This is a genomic window from Pseudomonas sp. Tul2A7 (assembly GCF_054790505.1).
Genome location: NZ_CP186499.1, coordinates 1,891,475 through 1,915,670, shown reverse-complemented (window position 1 = coordinate 1,915,670; position 24,196 = coordinate 1,891,475). Strand labels below are relative to the sequence as shown.

The 24,196-nt window shown below is 60.6% G+C and carries 23 protein-coding genes; 20 read left to right on the top strand and 3 right to left on the bottom strand.

The window, feature by feature from the left end; genetic code table 11:
* Positions 1 to 22: 22 nt before the first annotated feature.
* Positions 23 to 1,603: a glycosyltransferase family 39 protein gene (locus ACOYXJ_RS08610; protein ID WP_460368961.1), complete on the top strand. Its 1,581-nt coding sequence runs from the start codon at positions 23 to 25 to the stop codon at positions 1,601 to 1,603.
* A gap of 45 nt (positions 1,604 to 1,648) precedes the next feature.
* On the opposite strand, the gene ACOYXJ_RS08605 is transcribed toward ACOYXJ_RS08610, so the two are convergent.
* Together ACOYXJ_RS08605 and ACOYXJ_RS08600 are read right to left on the bottom strand one after the other, a co-directional pair.
* Positions 1,649 to 2,407: a slipin family protein gene (locus ACOYXJ_RS08605; RefSeq protein WP_007917711.1), complete on the bottom strand. Its 759-nt coding sequence runs from the start codon at positions 2,405 to 2,407 to the stop codon at positions 1,649 to 1,651.
* 2 nt (positions 2,408 to 2,409) lie between these two features.
* Positions 2,410 to 2,940, bottom strand: coding sequence for an NfeD family protein (locus ACOYXJ_RS08600; protein WP_460368958.1), 531 nt, complete (start codon positions 2,938 to 2,940; stop codon positions 2,410 to 2,412).
* A 174-nt stretch (positions 2,941 to 3,114) separates the two neighbouring features.
* Here ACOYXJ_RS08600 and ACOYXJ_RS08595 point away from each other — a divergent pair, with 174 nt between their 5' ends.
* The 15 genes from ACOYXJ_RS08595 to pgaD all read left to right on the top strand — a co-directional run bounded on the left by ACOYXJ_RS08595 (position 3,115) and on the right by pgaD (position 18,886).
* Positions 3,115 to 3,576 carry an aminoacyl-tRNA deacylase gene (locus ACOYXJ_RS08595; RefSeq protein WP_322845474.1) on the top strand — a complete coding sequence of 154 codons (462 nt, stop codon included), beginning with the start codon at positions 3,115 to 3,117 and terminating at the stop codon, positions 3,574 to 3,576.
* A gap of 128 nt (positions 3,577 to 3,704) precedes the next feature.
* Complete coding sequence (locus ACOYXJ_RS08590; protein WP_460368955.1) at positions 3,705 to 3,950, top strand: DUF2789 domain-containing protein; 246 nt, start codon at positions 3,705 to 3,707, stop codon at positions 3,948 to 3,950.
* 94 nt (positions 3,951 to 4,044) lie between these two features.
* Positions 4,045 to 4,290 carry a type II toxin-antitoxin system Phd/YefM family antitoxin gene (locus ACOYXJ_RS08585; RefSeq protein WP_095122322.1) on the top strand — a complete coding sequence of 82 codons (246 nt, stop codon included), beginning with the start codon at positions 4,045 to 4,047 and terminating at the stop codon, positions 4,288 to 4,290.
* Complete coding sequence (locus ACOYXJ_RS08580; protein ID WP_095122320.1) at positions 4,280 to 4,561, top strand: type II toxin-antitoxin system RelE family toxin; 282 nt, start codon at positions 4,280 to 4,282, stop codon at positions 4,559 to 4,561. Before ACOYXJ_RS08585 ends, ACOYXJ_RS08580 begins: the two co-directional genes overlap by 11 nt.
* 143 nt (positions 4,562 to 4,704) lie before the next feature.
* Positions 4,705 to 5,133, top strand: coding sequence for a MarR family winged helix-turn-helix transcriptional regulator (locus tag ACOYXJ_RS08575; RefSeq protein ID WP_150795222.1), 429 nt, complete (start codon positions 4,705 to 4,707; stop codon positions 5,131 to 5,133).
* A complete protein-coding gene (locus tag ACOYXJ_RS08570; protein WP_460368952.1) occupies positions 5,130 to 7,193 on the top strand; it encodes an FUSC family protein in 2,064 nt (687 codons plus the stop codon). Before ACOYXJ_RS08575 ends, ACOYXJ_RS08570 begins: the two co-directional genes overlap by 4 nt.
* On the top strand, positions 7,190 to 7,399 hold the full coding sequence (locus ACOYXJ_RS08565; protein ID WP_007917703.1) for a DUF1656 domain-containing protein: 210 nt from the start codon (positions 7,190 to 7,192) through the stop codon (positions 7,397 to 7,399). Before ACOYXJ_RS08570 ends, ACOYXJ_RS08565 begins: the two co-directional genes overlap by 4 nt.
* Complete coding sequence (locus ACOYXJ_RS08560; RefSeq protein ID WP_460368950.1) at positions 7,396 to 8,298, top strand: efflux RND transporter periplasmic adaptor subunit; 903 nt, start codon at positions 7,396 to 7,398, stop codon at positions 8,296 to 8,298. The genes ACOYXJ_RS08565 and ACOYXJ_RS08560 overlap by 4 nt, the downstream gene beginning before the upstream one ends.
* Positions 8,295 to 9,737 (top strand): efflux transporter outer membrane subunit, encoded by a 1,443-nt coding sequence (locus tag ACOYXJ_RS08555; protein WP_460368948.1) that lies wholly within the window; start codon positions 8,295 to 8,297, stop codon positions 9,735 to 9,737. Before ACOYXJ_RS08560 ends, ACOYXJ_RS08555 begins: the two co-directional genes overlap by 4 nt.
* Before the next feature lie 93 nt (positions 9,738 to 9,830).
* On the top strand, positions 9,831 to 10,466 hold the full coding sequence (locus tag ACOYXJ_RS08550) for a hypothetical protein (protein WP_016987623.1): 636 nt from the start codon (positions 9,831 to 9,833) through the stop codon (positions 10,464 to 10,466).
* A gap of 292 nt (positions 10,467 to 10,758) precedes the next feature.
* Positions 10,759 to 12,264, top strand: a complete 1,506-nt coding sequence (locus ACOYXJ_RS08545; RefSeq protein ID WP_150795219.1) for a YdgA family protein — start codon at positions 10,759 to 10,761, stop codon at positions 12,262 to 12,264.
* A 250-nt stretch (positions 12,265 to 12,514) separates the two neighbouring features.
* Complete coding sequence (gene pgaA / locus ACOYXJ_RS08540; RefSeq protein WP_460368945.1) at positions 12,515 to 14,995, top strand: poly-beta-1,6 N-acetyl-D-glucosamine export porin PgaA; 2,481 nt, start codon at positions 12,515 to 12,517, stop codon at positions 14,993 to 14,995.
* Between the two features lie 12 nt (positions 14,996 to 15,007).
* Entirely contained in the window at positions 15,008 to 17,005 is a 1,998-nt protein-coding gene (gene pgaB / locus ACOYXJ_RS08535) for a poly-beta-1,6-N-acetyl-D-glucosamine N-deacetylase PgaB (protein WP_460368943.1), read from the top strand.
* Between the two features lies 1 nt (position 17,006).
* Positions 17,007 to 18,362: a poly-beta-1,6-N-acetyl-D-glucosamine synthase gene (gene pgaC / locus ACOYXJ_RS08530; protein ID WP_460368941.1), complete on the top strand. Its 1,356-nt coding sequence runs from the start codon at positions 17,007 to 17,009 to the stop codon at positions 18,360 to 18,362.
* Positions 18,359 to 18,886, top strand: a complete 528-nt coding sequence (gene pgaD / locus ACOYXJ_RS08525) for a poly-beta-1,6-N-acetyl-D-glucosamine biosynthesis protein PgaD (RefSeq protein WP_460368939.1) — start codon at positions 18,359 to 18,361, stop codon at positions 18,884 to 18,886. Before pgaC ends, pgaD begins: the two co-directional genes overlap by 4 nt.
* 114 nt (positions 18,887 to 19,000) lie before the next feature.
* On the opposite strand, the gene ACOYXJ_RS08520 is transcribed toward pgaD, so the two are convergent.
* Positions 19,001 to 20,524, bottom strand: a complete 1,524-nt coding sequence (locus ACOYXJ_RS08520; protein ID WP_460368937.1) for an FAD-dependent oxidoreductase — start codon at positions 20,522 to 20,524, stop codon at positions 19,001 to 19,003.
* A 139-nt stretch (positions 20,525 to 20,663) separates the two neighbouring features.
* Between ACOYXJ_RS08520 and ACOYXJ_RS08515 the strand changes: the two genes are divergently transcribed.
* The 4 genes from ACOYXJ_RS08515 to ACOYXJ_RS08500 all read left to right on the top strand — a co-directional run bounded on the left by ACOYXJ_RS08515 (position 20,664) and on the right by ACOYXJ_RS08500 (position 24,196).
* Positions 20,664 to 21,224, top strand: a complete 561-nt coding sequence (locus tag ACOYXJ_RS08515; RefSeq protein WP_460368935.1) for a YbhB/YbcL family Raf kinase inhibitor-like protein — start codon at positions 20,664 to 20,666, stop codon at positions 21,222 to 21,224.
* Positions 21,225 to 21,311: 87 nt separating this feature from the next.
* Positions 21,312 to 22,991, top strand: a complete 1,680-nt coding sequence (locus ACOYXJ_RS08510; RefSeq protein ID WP_460368932.1) for a vWA domain-containing protein — start codon at positions 21,312 to 21,314, stop codon at positions 22,989 to 22,991.
* A 30-nt stretch (positions 22,992 to 23,021) separates the two neighbouring features.
* Complete coding sequence (locus ACOYXJ_RS08505; protein ID WP_460373108.1) at positions 23,022 to 23,603, top strand: RNA polymerase sigma factor; 582 nt, start codon at positions 23,022 to 23,024, stop codon at positions 23,601 to 23,603.
* On the top strand, positions 23,600 to 24,196 hold the full coding sequence (locus ACOYXJ_RS08500; protein WP_460368930.1) for a hypothetical protein: 597 nt from the start codon (positions 23,600 to 23,602) through the stop codon (positions 24,194 to 24,196). Before ACOYXJ_RS08505 ends, ACOYXJ_RS08500 begins: the two co-directional genes overlap by 4 nt.

The following is a 24,196-nucleotide window of genomic DNA, read 5'->3' as shown; positions in this document are numbered from 1 at the left end:
TGCGGCGCGGCAAGAGGAAGCGATGGCGGTCAACAGAGTCACGCCAATGGGCGACACGCAAGATCCGTTTGCCGTGCCCGGTTCCTGGTTCGGCAGTCTGCGTTGGGTGCGCTGGGTAAAAAATCACTGGCTGTGGCCAATTCTCGCGCTGGCCGCGTTCGTGCGTTTTTATGATCTGACAGCGGCAGCGATCTGGGGCGATGAAGGTTCCAGTCTGCTGCTGGCGCGCTACTCACTGAGTGAAATCTGGCAGCACGCGGCATTTGATGTGCATCCGCCGCTGTATTTCATGCTGCTGCATGGCTGGGTCGAATTGTTCGGGGACGGCATCTTCGCGGTCCGCGCTCTCAGTGCGCTGGCCGGCATTACGGCGGTCGGGCTGGGCGTGTGGCTGGTGGATCGCCTGGCCACTCGCCGCGCCGCGTTCATCGCCGGATTGTTACTCGCACTGCTACCGACGGCGGTGCGCTACAGCCAGGAAGTGCGCATGTACGCGCTGCTCGGTGCGTTGCTGATTGCCGCAAGCCTGGCGCTGGTCTACTGGATCCGGCGCCCGCAGCGCCAGCGCTATCTGGTGTATTACCTGCTGCTGATGAGCGCCGCGCTCTACACCCACTATTTCGCCGTGCTCGCGGCGCTGTGTCACTGGCTTTATCTGATCGCGATCCGCGTACAGCGCGGTTACCGGTTCCGGCATATCCAGCGCGGGAACTGGTGGCTGGCGAACCTGGCCATTGTCGTGCTGTACCTGCCGTGGCTGCCCAATCTGCTTGATTTGATGCAGCACATGCAGCAGCTCGAGGCCGGTGGCGATGTCGGTTGGGAGCCTGCCGTTACGTTGAGTTCGCTGCCGTCGATGATCTGGTCATGGTTGATTCAGGATGACGGTGAAAGTTTGCCGTGGCTGATTTTCGCGGCGTTGCCGCTGGCGATGTTGGGGCTGGCAGTCATCGCGGTGATGCGCGATCGCAGTGTGTCGCGCGGCAGTATTCTGTTGGCGCTGTACACCGGGCTGCCCCTGCTGTTGGTGTTTGCGGTGTCGTTCATCACGCCGGTATTTATCGAGCGCTACCTGACGGCATTTGCTCTTGGATTACCGATGCTGGCGGCGTTGGCCATTGATCGTTTGTACAGCCGCGTGCGCATGCTTTCACTGGCGGTGCTGGTAGCGCTGGTCGGCGTGGAACTGGTCGGTGTGAACAACAACGCCACGGTCGACAGTCATGATCAACTCGACACGGTAGTGAGCTACGTCAACCAGCACTTCCTGCCTGGTGACCGCATCGTCACCAGCGACATGCTCTGGTACTTGAGCTACGTCTACTACGATCGCACCGGGGCGCAAGTGCGCCTCTTCACCCCACCGAAAGCCGATGGCCAATCGACGCGGCCAAATGAGTACGGGTTCGGCACACTGGTAAAGCGCGATGTCTATCTGGACAGCCTCGCTGAGTTGCCGGGAAATGGTCGAGTGTGGCTGGTCGGCAGCTTCGACGGCCCGGAAGAGTTCTCACCCTTGCCCGCGACCTGGCAGGTCAGCGCCGAAGTCCACGCCGGCGGACTCAAAGCGCGCTTGTTCACCCCAACCCCTCCCGCAGGCTAACTCCAACCCCTGTAGGAATTGCCGCAGGCTACGATCTTTTGACCTTCAGGATTTCCCCGACAAATCCGCCATACCCTTGAGCAATTCAATCGGCAACGGAAAGACAATCGTCGAACTCTTGTCCCCGGCAATCGAACTCAAGGTTTGCATATAGCGCAACTGCATTGCCCCAGGCTGGCGACCGAGCATTTCCGCTGCCTGCATGAGTTTTTCCGAGGCTTGCAGTTCGCCTTCGGCGTGAATCACCTTGGCCCGACGTTCGCGCTCGGCTTCCGCCTGTTTGGCGATGGCGCGGACCATCGATTCGTTGAGATCGACATGCTTGATCTCGACGTTGGCGACCTTGATCCCCCAGGCGTCGGTCTGCGCGTCGAGTACCTGCTGGATGTCGATATTCAACTGTTCGCGCTCGGCCAGCAGTTCATCCAGTTCGTGCTTGCCGAGCACCGCCCGCAGGGTGGTTTGCGCCAGTTGGCTGGTGGCAGAAAGATAATCCTCAACCTGAATAATCGCCTTCTGCGGATCGAGCACGCGGAAATACAGCACGGCGTTGACCTTGACCGAGACGTTATCGCGGGTGATCACATCCTGCGGCGGCACGTCGAGGACCACGGTGCGCAGGTCGACCCGAACCATTTGCTGCACCACCGGAATCAGCAGGATCAGCCCCGGGCCTTTGACTTGCCAGAAACGTCCGAGCTGGAACACCACGCCGCGCTCGTATTCACGCAGGATGCGAAACGTCGAACCGGCCAAGGCAATGACCAGTAACAGCAGCGCAACAAAACCGATTTGCAGACCCATGATCACTCTCCGAGTGGCGCCGCGTCAGTCGCGGCCACTTGCAGCAACAATCCCTTGCGAGCCACCACGCGCACCGATTGCCCGGTGTGCAGCGGCGTGGCGCTGAGCACTTGCCAGCGTTCACCTTGCAGTTGCACCCAGCCATTACGGGCATCGCCCGGTTGCACCGTGGTGATCGCGGTGACACTGCCGAGCAGGCCGGCATCGCCACTGACCGCGTGGCGCGGGCGGGTTTTCAGGGCGCGGATCAGCAGCGCGAGCAACAGCAGGGCACTGATCAGACCGAGGCCGATCATCATTGGCACAGGCAACTCGGCGTTGCTCAGAATCAGCGCACCGATGACGAACATGATGATGCCGCCCAGGCCAATGACGCCGTAATTGGGCAGTGCAGCTTCAGCGATCAGGAACACGATACCCAAGGTGATCAGCCATAAACCGACCGGACTCATCGGCGGCAATGAAGCGTCGGCGGCGAGGGCTGAACCGCTAATCAGCAGGAGCAAGGCAAGCGCACAACATCGGCTGTTCACGTGACCCTCCGCGAGCGTCATGGCTGGTTCTTACAGTCTAGTTGAGGGTTGCGCTGGTTGAATTTTGATCAATGTGCGGATGTGTCCAGTGGGCGGAATTCTCTGCGCCAACCCCTCGCCGAACTAGACTCAAAGACACGGCAACCACCGTTCAGCGCAACACCGAGGTGCATCATGCGTATGGCTAAAAAGGTGCAGAGCAGCCTGAACCGGGCGCACTGCGAGTACGACATCGTCGCTCACCGTCACTCGTCCAGCAGCCTGGAAACCGCACGGGTCGCCGGGGTGCCCGCCGAGCGCGTGGCCAAATCGATCATCCTCGACGACCACCATGGGCATTACCTGATGGCCGTGCTCCCGGCCAGCCGTCACCTGGACCTGAGCAAGGTGCGCACCAGCGGCGAATGGCAACTGACCCGCGAAAGCAATCTGGCGCACATCTTCGACGACTGCGAACGCGGCGCGGTACCGCCGCTGGGTGGCTCCTATGGCCTGGACATGGTCATCGACCCGTTGCTGACGCGGCAGAAGGATATTTATCTGGAGGCGGGCAACCACAACTATCTGCTGCACATGAGCATGCCCGAGTTTCTGAAAATGGTGCCGCATGCCGAGGTGCGGGAGTTGAGTGATTAGGATTTGTGGCGTAGGCACGGCCGCCTTCGCGAGCAGGCTCGCTCCCACAGGTTGATCGCATTCCCCTGTGGGAGCGAGCCTGCTCGCGAATAATCTTCCAAACACCCCATTCATCAAGGAATTGCTCAATGGAAAGCCCAACGCACAGCCTGCCATCCCTGTTCAAACAACTCGGCCTTCCCGACGATCCGGTCAACATCGACAAATTCATCGCCACCCATTCCCCGCTCAAGCCAGAGCTGCACCTGGCTGATGCGTTTTTCTGGACGAAGAGCCAAGCGGAGTTTTTGCGTGACGAGATTCTGGATGACGCCGATTGGGCGGAGGTGGTGGATCAGTTGGATGTGTTGTTGCGTAAGGGACGGGAAGGCTGACTGGACGCCAACCTCTTGTCATTCAATTGAGTGGAACGGTTGTTGAGGATCAAAAAATAGACCAAAATCACGACCTCAATTGAGGTCTTTTATTATGCAAAGCGTTCTGGCCGATATGGCTGTCAGTGTCTCAGAATTAAAGAAAAACCCTTCCGCTGTGCTGAGCGGTGCACATGGCGGTGCCGTGGCTGTTCTTAACCACAATCGCGTTATGGGCTATATGGTGCCAGCGGATGTGTACGAAGCAATGATGGAGCGACTCGATGATCTGGAGCTTGCTGAAATCGTTCGCGCCCGCAGCCATGAGACGCCAATTTCGGTAAGCCTGGATGACCTATAAGCTCGAATTTTTGCCATCCGCTCACAAAGAGTGGAACAAGTTGGGTCATACACTACGAGAACAATTCAAAAAGAAGCTGGGCGAGAGGTTGAAGCTGCCAAGGGTTTCTGCTGATGCTCTACACGGGATGCCGAACTGCTACAAAATCAAACTCAAGGCTTCCGGCTATCGCTTGGTTTATCAGGTGATCGATGAGCGCGTTGTTGTTTCGGTTGTCGCAGTCGGTAAGCGCGAGCGCAGCAGTGTTTACGAGAATGCAAAAAAGCGCTGATTTATCTCTCAGCGGCGGCCCTCTTCGCCCCAGCAGGCAATTTGTTTCAAAACTTGACTGAAATTCCCCTCCAATGCGATATTGATAGTTAGCAAACTAACAGTGTGCATTTTCCTGTGCCGAACGATCTCGACGCTCTCCAGATGAACATCAGCAGTGCCATGGTGGTGGCCGCCAGGCATTGGCGGAAGATCTGCCAGACCACGCTGGTCAACTACGGAATCTCCGAAGCCTGCGCCGTGCCGCTGTTGATGATCGGCCGCTTGGGCGAGGGCGTGCGCCAGGTGCAGGTGGCGCAGGCGGCCGGGATGGAGAGTCCGTCGCTGGTGCGTCTGCTCGATCAGTTGTGCCATTCCGGCTACGTCTGCCGCACCGAAGATGCCCAGGATCGCCGCGCCAAATGCCTGAGCCTGACCGACACCGGGCGTGAACTGGTGCAGGCGGTCGAGATCGAACTGGTGCGCTTGCGTCACGAGGTGCTCGAAGGCATCGAGCAAAGCGATCTGGAAGCTACGCTTCGGGTACTCAGAGCTTTTGAGGCGGCCAATCCGCCTTTGGTGGTCAATTCTTGAACGGTTTTTTCTCCGGCATTCCGCCGGCCCGCGACTGGTTCTACGGGGTGCGGACTTTTGCAGCGTCGATGATCGCGCTGTACATCGCCTTGCTCATGCAAATGCCGCGTCCGTATTGGGCGATGGCCACGGTGTATATCGTCTCCAGCCCGTTTCTCGGCCCGACCAGTTCGAAGGCCTTATACCGCGCCATCGGGACTTTTCTTGGTGCCGCTGCGGCGGTTTTTTTCGTGCCGATGTTCGTGCAGAGTCCGTATGTGCTGGTGGTGGTCATCGCGTTGTGGACGGGCATTTTGCTGTTCCTGTCCCTGCAACTGCGCACGGCCAACAACTACGCATTAATGCTCGCCGGTTACACCCTGCCGCTGATTGCCTTGCCGGTGGTGGATAACCCGCTGGCAGTGTGGGACGTAGCAGAGGCGCGCACCGAAGAGATTTTTCTCGGCATCGCCGTTGCCGCCGTGGTCGGCGCGATGTTCTGGCCGCGTCGTCTGGCACCCGTATTCAACGACGCGGTGAGCAAGTGGTTCGCCGATGCCACGACTTACAGCCTGAAATTCCTCAGCCGCGACGTACAGCCCGAAGAAGTCACCGCCCTGCGCATGGCCATGGTCGCCAACTTCAACAGCCTCGAATTGATGATCGGCCAGTTGCCCCACGAAGGCGCACTACCGCAAACCGTGCGCAACACCAAAGAACTGCGCGGGCGGATGATTCATCTGTTGCCAGTGATCGATGCGCTGGAAGATTCGCTCTATGCGCTTGAGCGCCGCACGCCGGAACTGGTGGAAAAATTCGCACCGCTGCTGGCTGCAACCCGCGAATGGCTCGCTCATCAGGACGCCGATCTCGACCGCTGGCAAGCGCTGAAAGATCAGCTCGAAGCCCTGCAACCGAGTGCCGAAGCACTGCAAGACCGCAAACAACTGCTGTTCTCCAACTCGATTTATCGCCTCGGCGAATTCATCGATTTGTGGCAGGACTGCCGTAGTCTGCAGGACGCGATTCTCTGCGAACGCCAGGACAGCTGGCGCGCTGTCTACCGTCACTGGCGCCTCGGTCGTCTGACGCCGTTCATTGATCGTGGGCTGATGCTCTACTCGGCGGCCTCGACCGTTCTGGCGATCATTACCGCCTCGGTGCTGTGGATTCTGCTCGGCTGGCCGGATGGCGGCAGTGCGGTGATTCTGGCGGCGGTGGCGTGCAGTTTCTTTGCCTCGATGGACGACCCGGCACCGCAGATTTACCGGTTCTTTTTCTGGACCGGGATGTCGGTGCTGTTCGCCAGCCTTTATCTGTTTTTGATTCTGCCCAACCTGCATGACTTCCCGATGCTGGTGCTGGCGTTTTCCATCCCGTTCATTTGCGTCGGCACGCTGACGGTGCAGCCGCGGTTTTTCCTCGGCATGCTGCTGACGCTGGTTAACACCTCCTCATTCATCAGTATTCAGGGGGCTTACGACGCGGACTTTTTTGCCTTCGTGAACTCCAACCTCGCGGGTCCATTAGGGCTGTTGTTCGCGTTTATCTGGACGCTGGTCGCACGCCCGTTCGGCGCCGAACTGGCGGCGAAACGCCTGACCCGCTTCAGTTGGAAAGACATCGTCCACATGACCGAACCGGCCAACCTTGCCGAACACCGCCAATTGGGCGTGCAGTTGCTCGATCGACTGATGCAGCACCTGCCGCGTCTGGCCCTGACCGGGCAGGACACCGGCATTGCCATGCGGGAGGTGCGGGTGGGCCTGAACCTGCTCGATTTGCTCGCCTACACCCCACGGGTGACGGGCGCGCCGAATGCGCTGTTGCAGCAAGTGGTCAGTGAAGTCGGCGAGTATTTTCGCGCCTGCCTCAAGGCTGGCGAACGCTTGCCGGCGCCAGCGCCGTTGCTGATGACCCTCGATCGCACTCGTCGCGCACTCAATGGACACGGCGACGATGAAACCCGTCTGAACCTGTTGCACGCCTTGAGCGGTTTGCGTCTGGCGTTGTTGCCCGGCGTCGAATTCGTCTCCAGTGCCGACGCCGAAGAACCGCTGCCCGATGGAGCGCCCCTATGATCGGTGATCTGGACATCAGCGGCATTTTTCTGCCGACCCTGCTGGTGTTGATGGGCATCACTTATGTGCTGTTTTTGCTGGTGCATGCCGTGCTCACGCGCGTGCACTTTTACCGTCTGGTCTGGCACCGGGCATTGTTCAACGTGGCCCTCTACGCGGTACTGCTGTACGGCGTGGACTCACTCAGTCGATACCTGATGACATGAAAAAACCGTTTTTGACCATCGGTCGCGTGGTACTGACCCTGCTGATCGTGACTTTTGCCGTTGTCCTCGTCTGGCGCATGGTGATGTATTACATGTTCGCGCCATGGACCCGTGACGGCCACATTCGCGCCGACATCATCCAGATCGCCCCGGACGTCTCCGGGTTGATCCAACAGGTTGAAGTGAAAGACAACCAGTTGATCAAACGCGGCCAGGTGCTGTTCAGCATCGACCAGGACCGTTTCAAACTGGCCCTGCGTCAGGCCAAAGCCGCTGTCGCTGACCGCGAAGAAACCTTGGCTCAAGCCCAGCGCGAAGCCAAGCGTAACCGTGGCCTCGGCAATCTGGTGCCGGCCGAGCAACTGGAAGAAAGCCAATCGAAGGTCGCCCGTGCGCAATCGGCACTGGCCGAAGCCATGGTCACGGTGGACAGCGCCCAGCTCAACCTCGACCGCTCAGTGATTCGCAGCCCGGTGGACGGCTACGTCAACGACCGTGCGCCGCGTCCGCAGGAGTTCGTCACCGCCGGGCGTCCGGTGTTGTCGGTGGTCGACAGTAACTCGTTTCACATTGACGGCTATTTCGAAGAGACCAAACTCGACGGCATTCATGTCGGCCAGTCGGTGGACATCCGTGTGATCGGTGACCGCGCCAAACTGCGTGGGCATGTCGAAAGCATCGTTGCCGGTATCGAAGACCGCGACCGCAGCAGCGGCAGCAACTTGCTGCCGAACGTTAACCCGGCATTCAGCTGGGTGCGGCTGGCGCAGCGGATTCCGGTGCGGATTGCCTTTGATGATGTGCCGGCAGATTTCCGCATGATCGCCGGGCGCACTGCCACCGTTTCGATCATCGAAGACTCAAAGGTCAACGATAAAAAGCAGGAGCCCACGCAATGAGCAGGGCGCTGATGATCGCCGGGTTGGGCGTGATGCTGTCGGCCTGTCAGATGGTCGGGCCGGATTATCAGGTGCCTGAGGATGCGGCGGTTCAGCGCAAGGATTTTCAGGGCGAACTGGCCGTGGCTGGAAAACCGGTAGTCTCAGCGCCGGTGCCGGCGGACTGGTGGCGGCTGTATAAAGATGCGCGGCTGGATCAACTGGTGCAGCAGGCCATGGCCTCCAACACCGATTTACGCGTCGCGGCGGCGAACCTGCAACGGGCTCGAGCTCAGGTTGATGAGGCCGAAGCAGCGGGCGGCTGGAGCGCAGGTGTGAAGATGGGCGCGCAGCGTTTGCAAGAGTCTGGTCAGGCATTCTTGCTGCCGGAAAAAGTCCCGGTCGATAACGTCGGCGACATCGGTATCAGCGCCTCGTACCAGTTCGATTTGTGGGGCACTTTGCAACGCGGCATCGAGGGCGCGAAGGCCAACGCCGACGCGACGCAGGCAGCGGCTGATACCGCGCGTATCACCTTGGTGGCGGACGTGGTTCGCGCTTACACGCAAGTCTGCGCGGCCAATGAAGAACGGGAAATCGCCGAGCATTCCCTCGACCTGCAATCGCAAAGCACCACGCTGATCCAGCGTCTGCGTGACGCCGGTCGTGGTGACGAAACCCAGGTCACCCGTTCGCAAACCCAATTCAAATCCCTGCGCGCCGACCTGCCTCGCTATGAAGCGGCGCGTCAGGCCGGCTTGTTCCGTCTGTCGATGCTGCTGGCAAAACCGGTTGATCAGTTGCCCGCCGGCACCGCGACCTGCGCCGAGTTGCCGAAAATCGCCCAATTGGTGCCGGTCGGCGATGGCGCTGCGCTGCTCAAACGTCGCCCGGACATTCGCCAGGCCGAACGTCGTCTGGCCGCGTCGACCGCCGGGATCGGCGTCGCCACGGGCGAGTTGTATCCGGACATCAGTATCGGCGCGACCATCGGCACTGTTGGTCTCATCGATGACTTGGGTGATCCGTCGACCAACCGCTGGGGCTTCGGCCCGTCGCTGAGCTGGAAGGTGCCGACCAACGGCGCCCGCGCGCGAATCCGCGAGGCAGAAGCGGCCACCCAAGGTGCATTGGCGCATTTCGACGGCGTGGTGCTCAACGCCATTCGCGAAACCCAGACCGGCCTGGCCCAGTACAGTGCGCTGCTGCAACGCCGCAATGCGCTGGCCGATGCCGAGCAATCGGCAAAACTGGCCGCCGACCAGACCCACCGCTTCTTCCAGGCCGGTCGCGAGTCGTTCCTCGCTGATCTGCAAGCAACGCGCACCTACACCGATGTCACCGCGCAACTGGCCGCCGCTAACACCCAGGTTGCGATGAGCCAGATCGATTTGTTCCTCGCCTTGGGCGGCGGCTGGGAAAGCGGACGAACGCACGCTCCAACCGCCAGCAAACCCTGAGGCCGTTGCTATGCTTTGAAGTGTTGAAGGGGCGCCCCGTGCAAAGCGCCCCTTCAGCGCACATTGCTAGCGCTGGTCTAGGGGAAACCAATAATGAAAAACCCTTACGCTCTCGGCTTCTGGTGCGCCCTCGCAGCGCTGGTGCTGCTCTCGGCCACCTATTTCTACGGCATCATGCTGGCCCACCAGATCGACAAGGCTATGGTTTTCCTCGACAGCGCCGTCGCGCTGATTGCGGTCATGGCCATCGTCGTGGTCGCCTGGGCGTCGCTCCAGGTGCAGCGGGTGAAGAAACGGCAGCTTGAACAGGGCAAGACCCTGGTGCTGATCTGGGACACCAAAGTCGCCCTGCGTCGGGTCGAAACCGTGTTCGACCGGTATTTCTGGGGCAGTTACTGGCAACCGGGGCGCACCTTCGCCGAAGTCATGGGCGAACTCACCGGCACGCCGCTGGAAAAAAGCCTCGAAGCGCTGAAAAAGCAGTGTCTTGAACTCGACAAGCAGATTGATGGCGAGGGCTGGCACTGGCTCAACAATGCCCGCGAATTGTCCGATGTCGCTACAGCCATGGCCCGCGAGCGCTATCAGCTGGATTTCTGCGATCCGCGCGCGGACGGGCCGGGCGGGGCGGTGATCGATCGGGATTTTGAGGTTCTGGTGTACACCTGGACCGCGCGGCTCAAAAGCTTTGATCATCAACTGGATGAGATTGAGGTTCAGTATTCCTGAATCTCGGCTGAATCATCTGGCCCCTTCGCGAGCAGGCTCGCTCCCACAGGTACAGCGTTGTCCTTGTGGGAGCGAGCCTGCTCGCGAAGGCGGACTGAAAAACACCGAAACTCTTCCTGCTCGACCACTGTCCACAATTCCCATAGACACTCTTTAACCTTTAAACATTGGGCCGTCTTGCGCGCCCGGTGCTAATCTCCACCGCTGAATTCAGCGCAGTCGAGCCGCGACCCGGTCACGGGTTCAGGGAAGACGACCACACTCACAGCCACGGAAATCGATCAGGTCATTCATGAATAAATCAGCAGGCGTGCTCCTCGGAATTGTTGTTGCCATCGGCGCGATCAGCGCAGGCGGGGCCTGGTACACCGGGACCAAGATCGAAGGCGTGCTCAACAACGCCGTCACCAACGCCAACCAAGAGCTGCAAACCGCGATGGCCGGCTCCAACGGCACTGCATCGCTGGAGCTGGTGTCGCTGGAACGCCACACCTTCACCAGCACCGCGCACTACCGCCTCAAAGGTGAAGGCGAGATGTTCGGCGATGCACCGGTCGAACTGCTGTTCGTAGACCACATCGAACATGGCCCGCTGCCGTTCTCGCGTCTGGTTTCGCTGAAATGGCTGCCGGTCATGGCCACCAGCAACTATGAGCTGGAAAAGAATCCAGCCACCGAAAAATGGTTCGCCGCGACCAAGGGCGCCGCGCCGCTCAAAGGCGTGACCAGCATCGGCTATGACGAATCCACCACCAGCACCCTCGATCTGCTGCCGTTCGAAACCGCGCTGGATGAGCAGTCGAGTCTGAAGTTCTCCGGCCTGACCATGAACATTTCTGCCAACGCAAAAGCGCAGAAGGTCAAGGCGGACGGCTACATGGACAACCTGAAACTGGTCACCGTCGCTGAAGATCAGGCGCCGGTGCAGGTCGAACTCAACGGTCTGACCCTGGCCAGCAATCTCGCCAAGAGCAGCTACGGCTACTACACCGGGGAAAACACCCTGGTGCTGACCAACAGCAAAACTACCTTCGGCACCAAGCAATCGGTGCTTGGCGTGAAGAACTTCGAAATGAAGAACCTCACCGAGGAAAACGGCAGCAATGCGTCTGGCCGTGCTGACTACAAGATTGGTGAAGTCAGCCTCAACGACAAGAAAGTCGGCTCGGCGAACATGGCCATGAGCCTGAAAAACCTCGACATCCCGTCGACGATGTCGCTGATGCAGATTTACCAGACCAAACTGCAGCCTTATGAAAAAGCTGCGGCCGAAGCTGCGGCCCAAGGCTTGCCAGCGCCGGAGCTGAACCTGACCGAAGCGGAAAATGCGCAGGTCAAAGCCGATCTGCAAAAGCTGCTGGCCGCCGGCCCACAGTTTGCGCTGGAAAACCTCTCGTTCAACACCGCCAACGGTGAGAGCAAGGCCAATCTGGTCGTTGACCTGACCAAACCGCAATCGATGGATCTGCCGCCGGATCAGTTGGGCAAACAACTGATCGCGTTGCTCGACCTGAATATTCAGGTATCGAAGCCGATGCTGGTCGATCTGCTCAGCGTGCAGGCACAGCTGGATGGTCAGACCGATGCCAAAGCCATCGTCGATCAGTCCAAGGAAGCGGCCGATATGTTCGCGGGCATGGCGGTCGGTTCGCAGTTGGCAGTCGTCGACGGCAGCAACGTCGTGACCAAGTTGCATTACGCCGCCAATCAGGTCGAATTCAACGGCCAGAAGATGACCGTCGAGCAGTTCATCGGCTTCCTGATGAGCAAGTTCGCAGGCGTCACGCAAGTGCAGTGATTCTGCGTTCTTGATAGCAACGCCCGGCCTCCGTATCGCACGGACGCCGGGCGTTTTGCTGTCTGGCGTTCGGGTTTTCGGCTGAACCGCCAGCACGATTCTGAACAATTATTGTGTTCTGGATATTGCTCTGCGCTTGCGTGCAAGACTGCCTGACTAAGCTTGGCCGTTGCATGTGCATTGGCGGCCACCGTTACGAATGGGCAAGGAGGGCATTGCGACCCGGCTGGCCATGTAAGGATGCTGACGAATGCCGCGGATTGATGTTCCCGTATTACATCGTGGTTTACGCCCTTTGTTCCGAGTCGCGCTGTGCAGCCAGTTGCTCTGGCCGGCATTGGCGTTTGCCGACACACCCTACGATCAGATGGTGCGCGACGCCCGTGCCGGGCAAACCACACCTGCGCTAACGGTTTTGCGTCAGGTGCCGCCCGGCCAGTCGACCACCGGGCAGATCAGCGATCATCTGCAAATCGCCAGTTGGGCCGGCCTCGACGCTGAAGTGGTGCAGGTCTATGAAACCCAGGGCCGCGACCGCGTGCTGCCGGTGCAGGCGCTGACCGCCACTGCGCGAGCCTATCGCAATCTCAAACGCTGGGATCAAGCCACTCAGGTCTACAACAAGGCCCTGGCGCTGGAGCCGGATAGCGCCGACCTGCAATTGGGCCTGGCCCTGACTCAGGCGGATGCCGGCAAACCCGACGAAGCGGTGACCCGCGCCAAAGCGCTGGTGGCGGCCAAGCCTGATGATCCTTCCCGTCGTCTGGCGCTGGGCTACGCGTTGACCCGCGCCGGCAAACAGTACGACGCCCTGTTCGAATACGATCAAGCCTTCAAACGCGCCGGCAGCAAACCGGAAGTTGCCCGCGAATATGTGGTCGCTCTGCAAAAGGCGCGTCTGCCGGAACCGGCGTTGCGTCTGGCCAATCAGCGTCCGGGGTTGATCGATCCGGTCACGCTGCGTCGCCTCGAAGGCGATCTGGCTGCCGAGCGCGTGCGTCTCGCCGAACTCGCCACCCGCAGTGAAAAAGAACGCTACGTGATCGCCGATCGCGCGCTGGCCGATTACGACAAACTGCTCGCCACCTGGACGCCGGACGCCAGCGCTCAGGATGACGTGACCCGCTGGCGCATCGACCGCATGGGCGCACTCAAGGCCCGGGCGCGTACCGCCGACGTCATCACCGAATACCAGAAGCTGCAAGCCGAGGGCGTGAAGATTCCGACTTACGCCCTGCGCTGGGTGGCGGCGTCGTATCTGGATCAACGTCAGCCGGAAATCGCCACGGACTTGTATCGCCAAGTGCTGGCGGCGCCGGACGCCGATGTCGGTGATCGACTCGTAGACACCACTGCGCTGTACTACTCGCTGCTGGAAAGCGACCGCGCTGATGAGGCGCGCCAAGTCGCTGAGGACGCCGCCAAGTCCCAGCGTCCGCGTGTCGAACTCAAAGGGCTGCCTATCGGCAACCCCAACGATGAATGGATGGACGCCCAGCAATTGGCCGCTCAGGCCGGCACTTACGGTTCCGACTTGCCTCACGGTGAGGAGCGTTTGCAGACCTTGGTCGATCAAGCGCCGGGTAACGTCGGTTTACGTCTGGCTCAGGCCGATCTGTACCTGGCCCGCCAATGGCCGCGCCGCGCGGAAAACCAGCTCAAGGAAACCGAGAGCATGGTCCCGCGCGATATGGGTCTGGAAGTCGCGCAGGCGCGCACCGCCATGACGCTGCAGGAATGGCGGCAGATGGATGCGCTGACCGACGACGTCGTCGCGCGTTACCCGGACAACCGCCAAGTGCAGCGTCTGGCCCGCGAACGCGAAGTGCATGACATGTCTGAACTGCGCGTCGAAGCCTACGGCGGCAAGGCCAACGGTGGCGGCAGTGGCGATGCCGGAGCCGTCAGCGGCAGCCGCGATTTCGGCATCCAGACCACCCTGTACAGCCCGCCGATCGATGAAGACTGGCGCGTGTTCGCCGGGGCCGGTTATGCCACCGGCGACTTCGCCGAAGGCACCGGTCACCACCGCTTCCAGCGCGTTGGCCTGGAGCGGCGCACCCGCGACATGACCCTCGAAGCTGAAGTGTCCAACCACGATTACGGTTTCGGCGACAAACAAGGCGCGCGTCTGGCGATCGCTCGCGACATCAATGACCACTGGCAGTACGGCGGCAGCCTCGAATACCTGTCGGCCGAGACACCATTGCGCGCGCTCAACAGCGACATCAAGGCCAACGGCGGCAGCGGTTTCATCCGCTGGCGCGCCAACGAAAGCCGCGAGTGGCGCCTGTCGGTCAGCCCGTCGCACTTCAGCGACGGTAACAACCGCGTCGAAGCGTTGCTCACCGGCCGCGAGGGCGTCTACAGCGCGCCGAACGTGCAGGTCGACGCCGGTCTGGAGGTCGGCACCAGCCACAACTCCAAGTCCGATGACGTGCCGTACTTCAACCCGAAATCCGACTTCAGCGTGATGCCGCTGGTCAACGTCAATCACGTGCTCTACCACCGCTACGAAACCTCGTGGAGCCAGCAGTTCCAGGCCGGCGCGGGTACGTACAGCCAACGTGATCACGGCACTGGCGGCATGGCCCTGCTCGGTTACGGCCAGCGTTATGCCTGGAACGACGTGTTCGAGGTGGGCGGTTTGCTCAGTGTGATCAACCGGCCCTACGACGGTGATCGGGAGACCGATCTGCGTCTGCTCGTCGACCTCACTTTCCGCTTCTAGAAGAGTTTGAAGATGCCTTTGATTTCGCGATTCATCCTTCTGCTGGGAGCGCTGCTGGTCAGCGCCTGCGCCCAGCAAGCTCCGGCCTTCGCGCCGCCGTCCGAGCGTCCGCTGGCGGCCAGCGAAAAACCCTGGCCGAAAAACCACGTGCTCGGTATTGCCTATCACGACGTTGAAGACCGCGATCCTGATCAGGCCGTAGTTGCGGTGCGCACCGAGCGCCTGATCGAGCAACTCGCCTGGCTGCGTGAGAACGGCTACAAACCGGTCACGGTCGACCAGATCATGGCCGCACGCAAGGGCGGCCCGGAGCTGCCGGCGAAAGCGATCCTGCTCAGCTTCGACGATGGTTATTCGAGCTTCTACACCCGCGTACTGCCGGTGTTGCGCGCCTATAACTGGCATGCGCTGCTGGCGCCGGTCGGCAGCTGGATCGACACGCCGCTCAATCAACCGGTGGACTTCGCCGGTGCCCCGCGCGCACGTTCCGACTTCCTGACCTGGGATCAGATTCGCGAAATCTCGCAATCGGGTCTGGTGGAAATCGCCGCGCACACCGACGCCAACCACAAAGGCATTCTGGCCAATCCGCAGGGCAACCTGCAGCCTGCTGCCGCGACGCGGCGCTACGATCCGCTGACCAAGCGTTATGAATCCGAGGCCGAATTCCAGGCACGGATTCGCACCGACGTGAACAACATCGCGGAAAAAATCCGCAAGGTTACCGGCAAGAAACCGCGCGTCTGGGTCTGGCCGTATGGCGCGGCGGACGGCACATCGCTGACCGTGGTTGGTGAGCAGGGCTATGAAATGGCCCTGACCCTGGACGACGGTCTCGACGCCCTCGACAACCTGATGAGCAGCCCGCGTTTCCTCGTCGCCTCCGACCCTGACGGCGAGCACTTCGCCAACAGCATCGTTGGCGTGCAGTCGGATCTGCCCATGCGTGTGGTGCATGTCGATCTGGACAACGTCTACGACCCGGACCCGGCGCAACAAGACATCAACCTCGGCAAACTGGTGCAGCGCATGGCGGACATGGGTGCCAACACGGTGTTCCTGCAAGCCTTCGCCGATCCCAAGGGCGATGGTCTGGTGCGCTCGCTGTACTTCCCGAACCGCCACTTGCCGGTACGTGCGGACATCTTCGACCGGGTTGCCTGGCAACTGCGCACCCGTGCCCATGTGAAGGTGTTTGCGTGGATGCCGGTGCTGAGTTTCGGCCTCGATTCGAAACTGCCTCGCGTTACCCGCTGGGACCCGAAAACCGGCACTACTGCAGTGGACCCGAATCAGTATCAGCGCCTGTCGCCTTTCGATCCCGAGGTGCGGCAGATCATCGGTGAAATCTACGAGGACGTGGCGCGCCTGACCTCGGTCGACGGCATCCTCTATCACGACGATGCGCTGCTGTCGGACTTTGAAGATGCCAGCCCTGCAGCCTTGAAAGCCTACGTCGCCCAAGGTTTGCCGGGTTCGATAGCCGCGCTGCGCGATGACCCGGCAGCGATGCAGCGCTGGACGCGCTTCAAGAGCAAATACCTCATCGACTTCACCAACGAGCTGACCGCCAAAGTCCGCGCCATTCGTGGCCCGCAGGTGCAGACCGCACGCAATATTTTCGCCGAGCCGATGCTCAATCCACACAGCGAAGAGTGGTACGCACAGAACCTCGATGACTTCCTCGTGACCTACGACTGGACAGCGCCGATGGCCATGCCGCTGATGGAAAAACAGACCCAGGCAGAGTCCGGCCCATGGCTGGAAGCGCTGGTGGCCACGGTCAAGAAACGCCCCGGCGCGCTGGATCGCACGGTGTTCGAGTTGCAGGCGCGGGACTGGACGAAAAAGGATCAGGCCGACATCGACGGTGCGCATCTGGCGAACTGGATGGGCCGTCTCAAGCGTCAGGGCGCGACCAGTTTCGGCTACTACCCGGACAACTTCCTCGACAACCTGCCGGACCTGAAAACCGTAAGGCCTGCGCTCTCCAACAAATGGAATCCATAACATGCTGGATAGACTGTTAGCCCTGCTTGTTCTGGCGCTCGTCCTCGGCGTGCCGCTGGGCCTGATCTTCCTGGTCACCGGGCAGTTCCTGATGGACTTCGTGTTCTTCTACCCACTGTTCATGTCCGGGTTGTGGATCGCCGGTGGCCTGTATTTCTGGCTGCACTGGGAACGTCACTGGCCGTGGCAGGACGACACCCTGCCGCCGCCACTGGAAGGCGAGCCGCTGATCTCGATCCTGATCCCTTGCTACAACGAAGGCGAAAATGCCGCCGATACCATCCACGCGGCGCTGGCCCAGCATTACCCGAACATCGAAGTCATCGCGATCAACGACGGCTCCAAGGACAACACCGCCGAAGTGCTCGATGCGCTGGCCAAGGAAGATCCGCGTCTGCGCGTGCTGCATCTGGCGGAAAACCAGGGCAAGGCTGTCGCGCTGCGCATGGGGGCGATCGCTGCGCGCAGTGAGTATCTGGTGTGCATCGATGGTGATGCGCTGCTGGCACCGAATACGGCGGCCTATCTGGTCGCACCGATGCTGGATAACGCACGTCTCGGTGCGGTGACCGGTAACCCACGGATACGCACACGCTCGACGCTGGTCGGACGGGTGCAGGTGGGTGAGTTCTCGTCGATCATCGGGCTCATTAAGCGTACGCAACGGGTGTTCGGGCGGATCTTTACTGTGTCCGGCGTGATCGTCGCGTTCCGCCGTACCGCGCTGAACCGCGTCGGTTATTGGAGCCCGGACATGATCACCGAAGACATCGACATCAGCTGGAAGCTGCAACTCGATCACTGGAGCATCTTCTACGAGCCACGCGCGCTGTGCTGGATTCTGATGCCGGAAACCCTCGGCGGGCTATGGAAGCAACGACTGCGCTGGGCTCAGGGCGGCGCCGAAGTGTTGTTCAAGAACATCCGTGGCATCTGGCAGTACCGCCATCGTTACCTGTGGCCGCTGCTGTTCGAATACTGCCTGTCGACCGGTTGGGCGTTCACCTTCCTCTTGTCGGTGATTTTCTGGGGCGTCGGCAAATTCGTGGTCATGCCGGAAGCCATCGCGGTGGATCACCTGATGCCGCCGGCATTTACCGGGTTGCTGCTGGCCTTCGTCTGCCTCGTGCAGTTCGCGGTCAGCATCGTCATCGACCGGCGCTATGAGCCGGGATTGGGCCGCACGATGTTCTGGGTGGTCTGGTATCCGTTGGTGTTCTGGCTTATCAGCCTGCTGACCACGCTGGTCAGCTTCCCCAAAGTGCTGTTCGGCCAACATCAGAAACGTGCGCGTTGGGTCAGTCCTGATCGGGGCATCAAACCGATCGGCGATGACGAAGAGGAGGTCATCAAATGAAAATCATCCGGACTCGCCAGCGGCCCTTTCTGGTAGTGATCGATGTCATCCTCACCGTGGTGGCCTGGGTTGGCCTGCTGTTTCTGCTGATCCGTGGCTTGTGGCCGCTGGTCGAAACTCACGCGGGCGGGCCGCTGATCGATAAATCGGCGTTCGACGCGCTGGGTACCCTGCAGATTTATCTGTGGATTGCCTTGGTCAACGCGGTGATTCTGATTTCCTGGGCGCGTTATCAGCAGCGCAAAAGTCGCAGTTTCGCCCAGCGTCGGCTGCCGTCGCCGGTGATTGACGATGAAGGCCTGAGCAAGAGTTTCAAACTCTGCGATGACCGCTTTCAGAAGTTGCGCACATCTGGGGTGATGACCATTCATAACGATCAGGAAGGCGACATCAGCCATGTGGTGACGCATTTCTGGCCGGTGCAGCAGGAAGAATTGCCACCGCCGCTGGCACCGCTGGAGCACCCACGGGTGATCTTTCTGCATGCCGAGGATGACGACAATCGCGAACCCCTTCCCCGTTAATTGATCGTTCCCATGCTCCGCGTGGGAATGCCTCTTGGGACGCTCTGCGTCCAGTGACGCGGAGCGTCACGGGCTGCATTCCCACGCAGGAGCATAGGAACGATCAATCGGCCGCTAATCGCGGATCAGTTCCCAAGCCTCTTCCATCGGCAGCGGTTGCTTCATGCGCTCGGTGAGTAACGCCATCGCTCTTTCTTTCTCGCAAGCCACGGCGGCAACTACCACACCGTTTCTACCGAACAGACCAATAAATGGCGGATGTTCAGGCTCGCCGAGAAACTCCACTTCATCCCAGTGCTCAGCGTGGCCGAGGTAGTCGTAATTCTTGCCGAAGTGCCAGGTCCAGAAAAACGGCACGTCGAGGTAATGCTCCTCGCCACCCAGCATATTGGTAGCCGCGATTCGCGCATGCTGCTGGGCCAGGCGCCAGTGCTCGATGCGTTGCGGCTGGCCGTGGAGCGGAAACGTAGCGATATCGCCGATGGCCCACAGATTTTCGCTCACACGCAGGCCGTCATCGACGCGCAATGACTGATCCTTTTCCCTCGGCAGTGACGCGAAAGCTTCGGTGGCCGGGTGCACGCCGACCCCGGCCAGCACCAGATCCGCCGAAAGACGCAGGCCATTGTCCAGCAATACGGCCTCGACTATGCCATCGCCGATGATTTCGGTGGCTGCGTGCTCGGTGATGAATTTCACCCCGTTCTTTTCGTGCAACGCGCGAATCGCTTTGCCCACGGCTTCGCCGAACTGGGCAGCGAAAGGAATCGCGTGGCGAGCCAGCACCGTGACGTCGAGGCCATACTGGCGCAGGGCCGAGGCGCACTCGAGGGCGATGAAGCTGTCGCCGATGATCACCGCGCGTTGCTCGGGTTTAGCGGCATTCATTATTTGCTCTGCCTGGGCTTTGGAGCGCAGGACGAAGACCTGGGGGAGGTCTGCGCCGGGCAATTCCAATGGATTGGGTTCACCGCCGGTGGCGAGCACGGCCGCGTCATAGCGCAGGGACTGACCGTCACTCAGATGCAACGTCTGGTTTGCAGTATCCAGCGAGGTGATTTGGTTTTCCAGTCGCTCGATGCGCTGCTCTTTATAGAAGGTTTCATCTCGCAGCGGCGGCGCTTCCTCGGGTGGCATTTCCCCGGCGAGGACAAATTTGCTCAGCACCGTGCGGTCGTAACCGGCATCGGCCTCGCGGTCAATCATCACGATCCGGCCACCGAAACCTTTTTCCCGCAACGCCGCCGCGCACGCCGTACCTGCCGCGCCGGCGCCGACGATCACGAACGTACGCGAATCGTCGGCCGCTGGCGTATGCGGATCCGCCAACGGTTGATCATCGACCCAAACCTCTTCGCCGCGCAGTTCCAGCGGATAACGCTTGAGGCTGTCGAGGGCCGGTGGCTCACACAGTGCGCCGTCTTCTACGCGAAAAGCAGCCTTGTGCCACGGGCAGATCAGGCGTCCGTGACACACCGCGCCCTCAGCCAACGGCGCGCCGGCATGTGGGCATTCGCCCTGAAAGGCGCGTAGCTGCTCACCGACGCGCAGCAGCACAATCTTGCAGTCGCCGATTTCAACTTGCAGGCCACGGTCTTCAGGGACATCGGCGATACGGGCGACACGGTGCAGGGACATGATCGGCTTCCTCGCGGGCATTTCTCTTGTGAGTTTGCGTCGTAGTGCGAGGTTCAGCCATTTGCCACTGCCACGGCACGAACGGTACAGCTATAGTTTGCAGGCCGACGACGGCCCCACTGCACAAGGTGCTCCCGGAATGACCCGATTGACCTCTCTCAACCCATGGCTGGCGGCCCTCGCCGTCACCCTTTGCGTGCAGTTTCCGGCGCAGGCCCAGGAGCGTTTCACCCTGAGCATTCCGGGTGTTTCCGATAACCGCCTGTTCACCTCGGCCGCGGCCAGCGATGCGCCCGGTTGCGGCGGCAAGAACCAGTCACCGGCCCTGAGCTGGAATGCAGGTCCTGCCGGCACCCTGAGCTATGCGATCGTCATGCACGACCCGGACGGCCAGAAAGGCCTGGGCGTCGATCACTGGATTCACTACGGCATCAAATCCACTACACGGCAGATTGCAGCGGGCGTCGGCGCCAAATCCGCATTCGAAGGTGTCGGCGGCACCAACAGCAAGGGCAACACCCACTACATGGGGCCGTGCCCGCCCGTGGGCGACAGTGCGCACCACTACATCATCCAGATCTACGCGCTGGATCTGGCGCCGGATGCCTTGCCGGCCGGTCTGACTCGTGCCGAGCTGATGGAAAAAATCAAAGGTCACGTGCTGCGTAACAGCAGTGCGGTGCGGCGTTATCACCGCTGAAAATATTTTCAGCGGCGTTTAACCCGAACTGAAAGGGCTGCCCGTCTCAGTGGATGAATGATCAATTTCATCCCGAGGTCAGCCCCCATGTCTCATCCTCTCTTGCGTCCTGTTGCGGTTGCTGTGCTGCTGGCGCTCGCCGGTTGCGGTGCTTCGTCCACACCCGATTCCGCTGCTGTGCCAGCGCCGATGCAGCCCGAAGTGCTGGTTCAGCAGGAAGCGGTCATGGCTGACACCTCAATGGCCAAACGCGCGCTGTACAAGATGCCCAATGCGGGCAGTGCGCCGATGCCGTTGAGTGAAAGTTATCCACAGGGCTATCGCGATACGCAGCGCGAGCAGTATCAGGCGCTGGCCGACAACCCGATCCATAGCGTCGTCGAAACCCCGGTTTCAACGTTCAGTGCTGACGTCGACACGGGCGCTTATGCCAACGTCCGTCGCCTGCTCAATCAAGGCCGATTGCCGCCGGAAGGCGCGGTGCGGCTGGAGGAAATGGTCAATTACTTCCCCTATGACTACGCGCTGCCCAGCGACGGCTCGCCGTTTGGCGTGACCACAGAATTGGCTGCGTCACCGTGGAACCCGCACACTCGCTTGTTGCGCATCGGCATCAAGGCCTCCGACCGCGCGGTGGCGCAGTTGGCCCCGGCCAATCTGGTATTTCTGGTTGACGTGTCCGGCTCGATGGATCGTCGCGAAGGCCTGCCGATGGTCAAAAGCACGCTGAAATTACTGGTCGATCAATTGCGCGATCAGGATCGCGTGTCATTGGTGGTGTATGCCGGCGAATCCAGAGTGGTGCTTGAACCGACTTCCGGGCGCGAGAAAGCGAAAATTCGTACAGCCATTGAGCAATTGACTGCCGGCGGTTCCACCGCTGGTGCCTCCGGTATCGAACTGGCCTACCAAATGGCGCAGCAGGCCTTCATTCCCAAAGGCATCAACCGCATCCTCCTGGCCACCGATGGCGACTTCAATGTCGGCGTCAGCGACTTCGACAGCCTCAAACAAATGGCTGTGGATAAACGCAAAACCGGGATTTCGCTGACAGCCCTGGGTTTTGGTGTGGATAACTACAATGAACACTTGATGGAGCAACTGGCCGACGCCGGCGACGGTAACTACGCCTACATCGACAACCTGCGCGAGGCACGCAAAGTGTTGGTGGATCAGTTGAGTTCGACGCTTGCCGTGGTGGCGCAAAACGTCAAACTGCAGGTGGAATTCAACCCGGCGCAGGTCAGCGAATATCGCCTGCTCGGCTACGAAAACCGTGCGTTGAAGCGTGAGGATTTCAGCAATGACAAGGTCGATGCCGGCGAAATCGGCGCAGGGCACACGGTAACCGCACTGTATGAAATTGTTCCGGCAGGCGAGAAGGGCTGGCTGGAGCCGCTGCGTTACGGCAAATCGAGTGCGGCTGTATCCGAGAAGAGCGGGGAATTGGCGATGCTGCGTGTGCGTTATCAACAGCCTGAAGGTGGGAAAAGTCTGCTGATCGAGCGGCCGATCGCCAACCAAGTCGCAACCGCCAGCGAAGATCTGCGTTTTGCCGCCGCCGTGGCCGCATTCTCCCAGCAACTCAAGGACGGTCGCTACACCGGCGACTTCAGCCTGAAAGACACCGAGGCATTGGCCCGTGGCGCTCGCGGCGATGATCGCTTCGGTCTGCGCAACGAGTTCGTGCAACTGGTCGAACTGGCGCAGAGCTTGCGCAGTTCAACCGCATCGAACGCGTTGGCCACTGAACAACGGATCGAATAAGTGAGTCGTCTGAAAGGCTTCATCAGTCAGCTGTTTGCCTCGGCAGACAGCTCAACCGCCAGCAGCGATGAATCGCTGCTGGCGCGTTATCGCGACGGCGACGGCGCCGCGTTCGAGATCTTGTACGCGCGCCATCGCCAAGGCTTGTACCGGTTTCTACTCGGATTGAGCGGCAAACCGGAACTGGCCGACGAAGTATTTCAGGAGACCTGGCTGAGCCTGATCCGCAGCAGAAGTCAGCCACAAGGCCAGGCGACATTTCGTACATGGCTATTCCAGATCGCCCGCAATCGCCTGATCGATCACTGGCGTAAACACGGCGCGCGACAACCGCTGCATGACAGCTACGACGAGCAACATCATGCGGTCGGCGATGAAACCAACGATCCCGAACAATTGCTCACTCTCAGCCGTGACAGCCAGCGCCTGGAAAATGCCTTGCAAACCCTGCCCGCCGACCAGCGTGAAGTGTTCCTGCTGCGCGCCCACGGCGACCTCGACCTGGCACAAATCGCCAGCCTCACCGAAACACCGCTGGAAACCGTCAAAAGCCGCTTGCGCTATGCCCAGCAAAAACTGCGTCGGCTGCTGGCCGAGGAGGTACTGACATGACTGACGTCCGCCAGACACCCGAAGATCCGCTGATCAAGCATGTGCGTGAACAGCACAATGCTGAACCGCCAGCGCACCTTGATGCGTTGATCCTCAACGCTGCGCAGCGTCAAACCCCGGCGCCGAAACCAAGCCTGTTGCAACGCTGGCTGGAGATCTGCCGCAAACCACGCTGGCAAGTCGCGTTTGCCAGCCTCGTCGGCGTGGCACTGATGTTGTCGCTGGTACAGCGCGCCCCTGAACCGCTGCGCCAGTACGACTACGCCCCAGCCCCCGAACTTGCCGTACCCATGACCGAAACGGACTCAGCGCAACTGCACCGATTGTCCGCCCCGGCCGGCGCCATGCCGGCACCTGTGCCGATGATGGAAATGGCCGCGCCGATGCAAGATCAAGCCATCAGCACCGATGAAACCAAACTCAGCAAACGCGCCACCGCCCCGGCCAATGGCCTCGACGCACAACTGCGCGAAGTCCTGCGCCTGCGCGAATCCGGCCAATCGCAAGCCGCCAACAGCCTGTTCAACAACCTGCACAAACGCTACCCGAACGCCGATCTCGACGCCCGACTTGAGCAGTTGCGGAAAAAATGA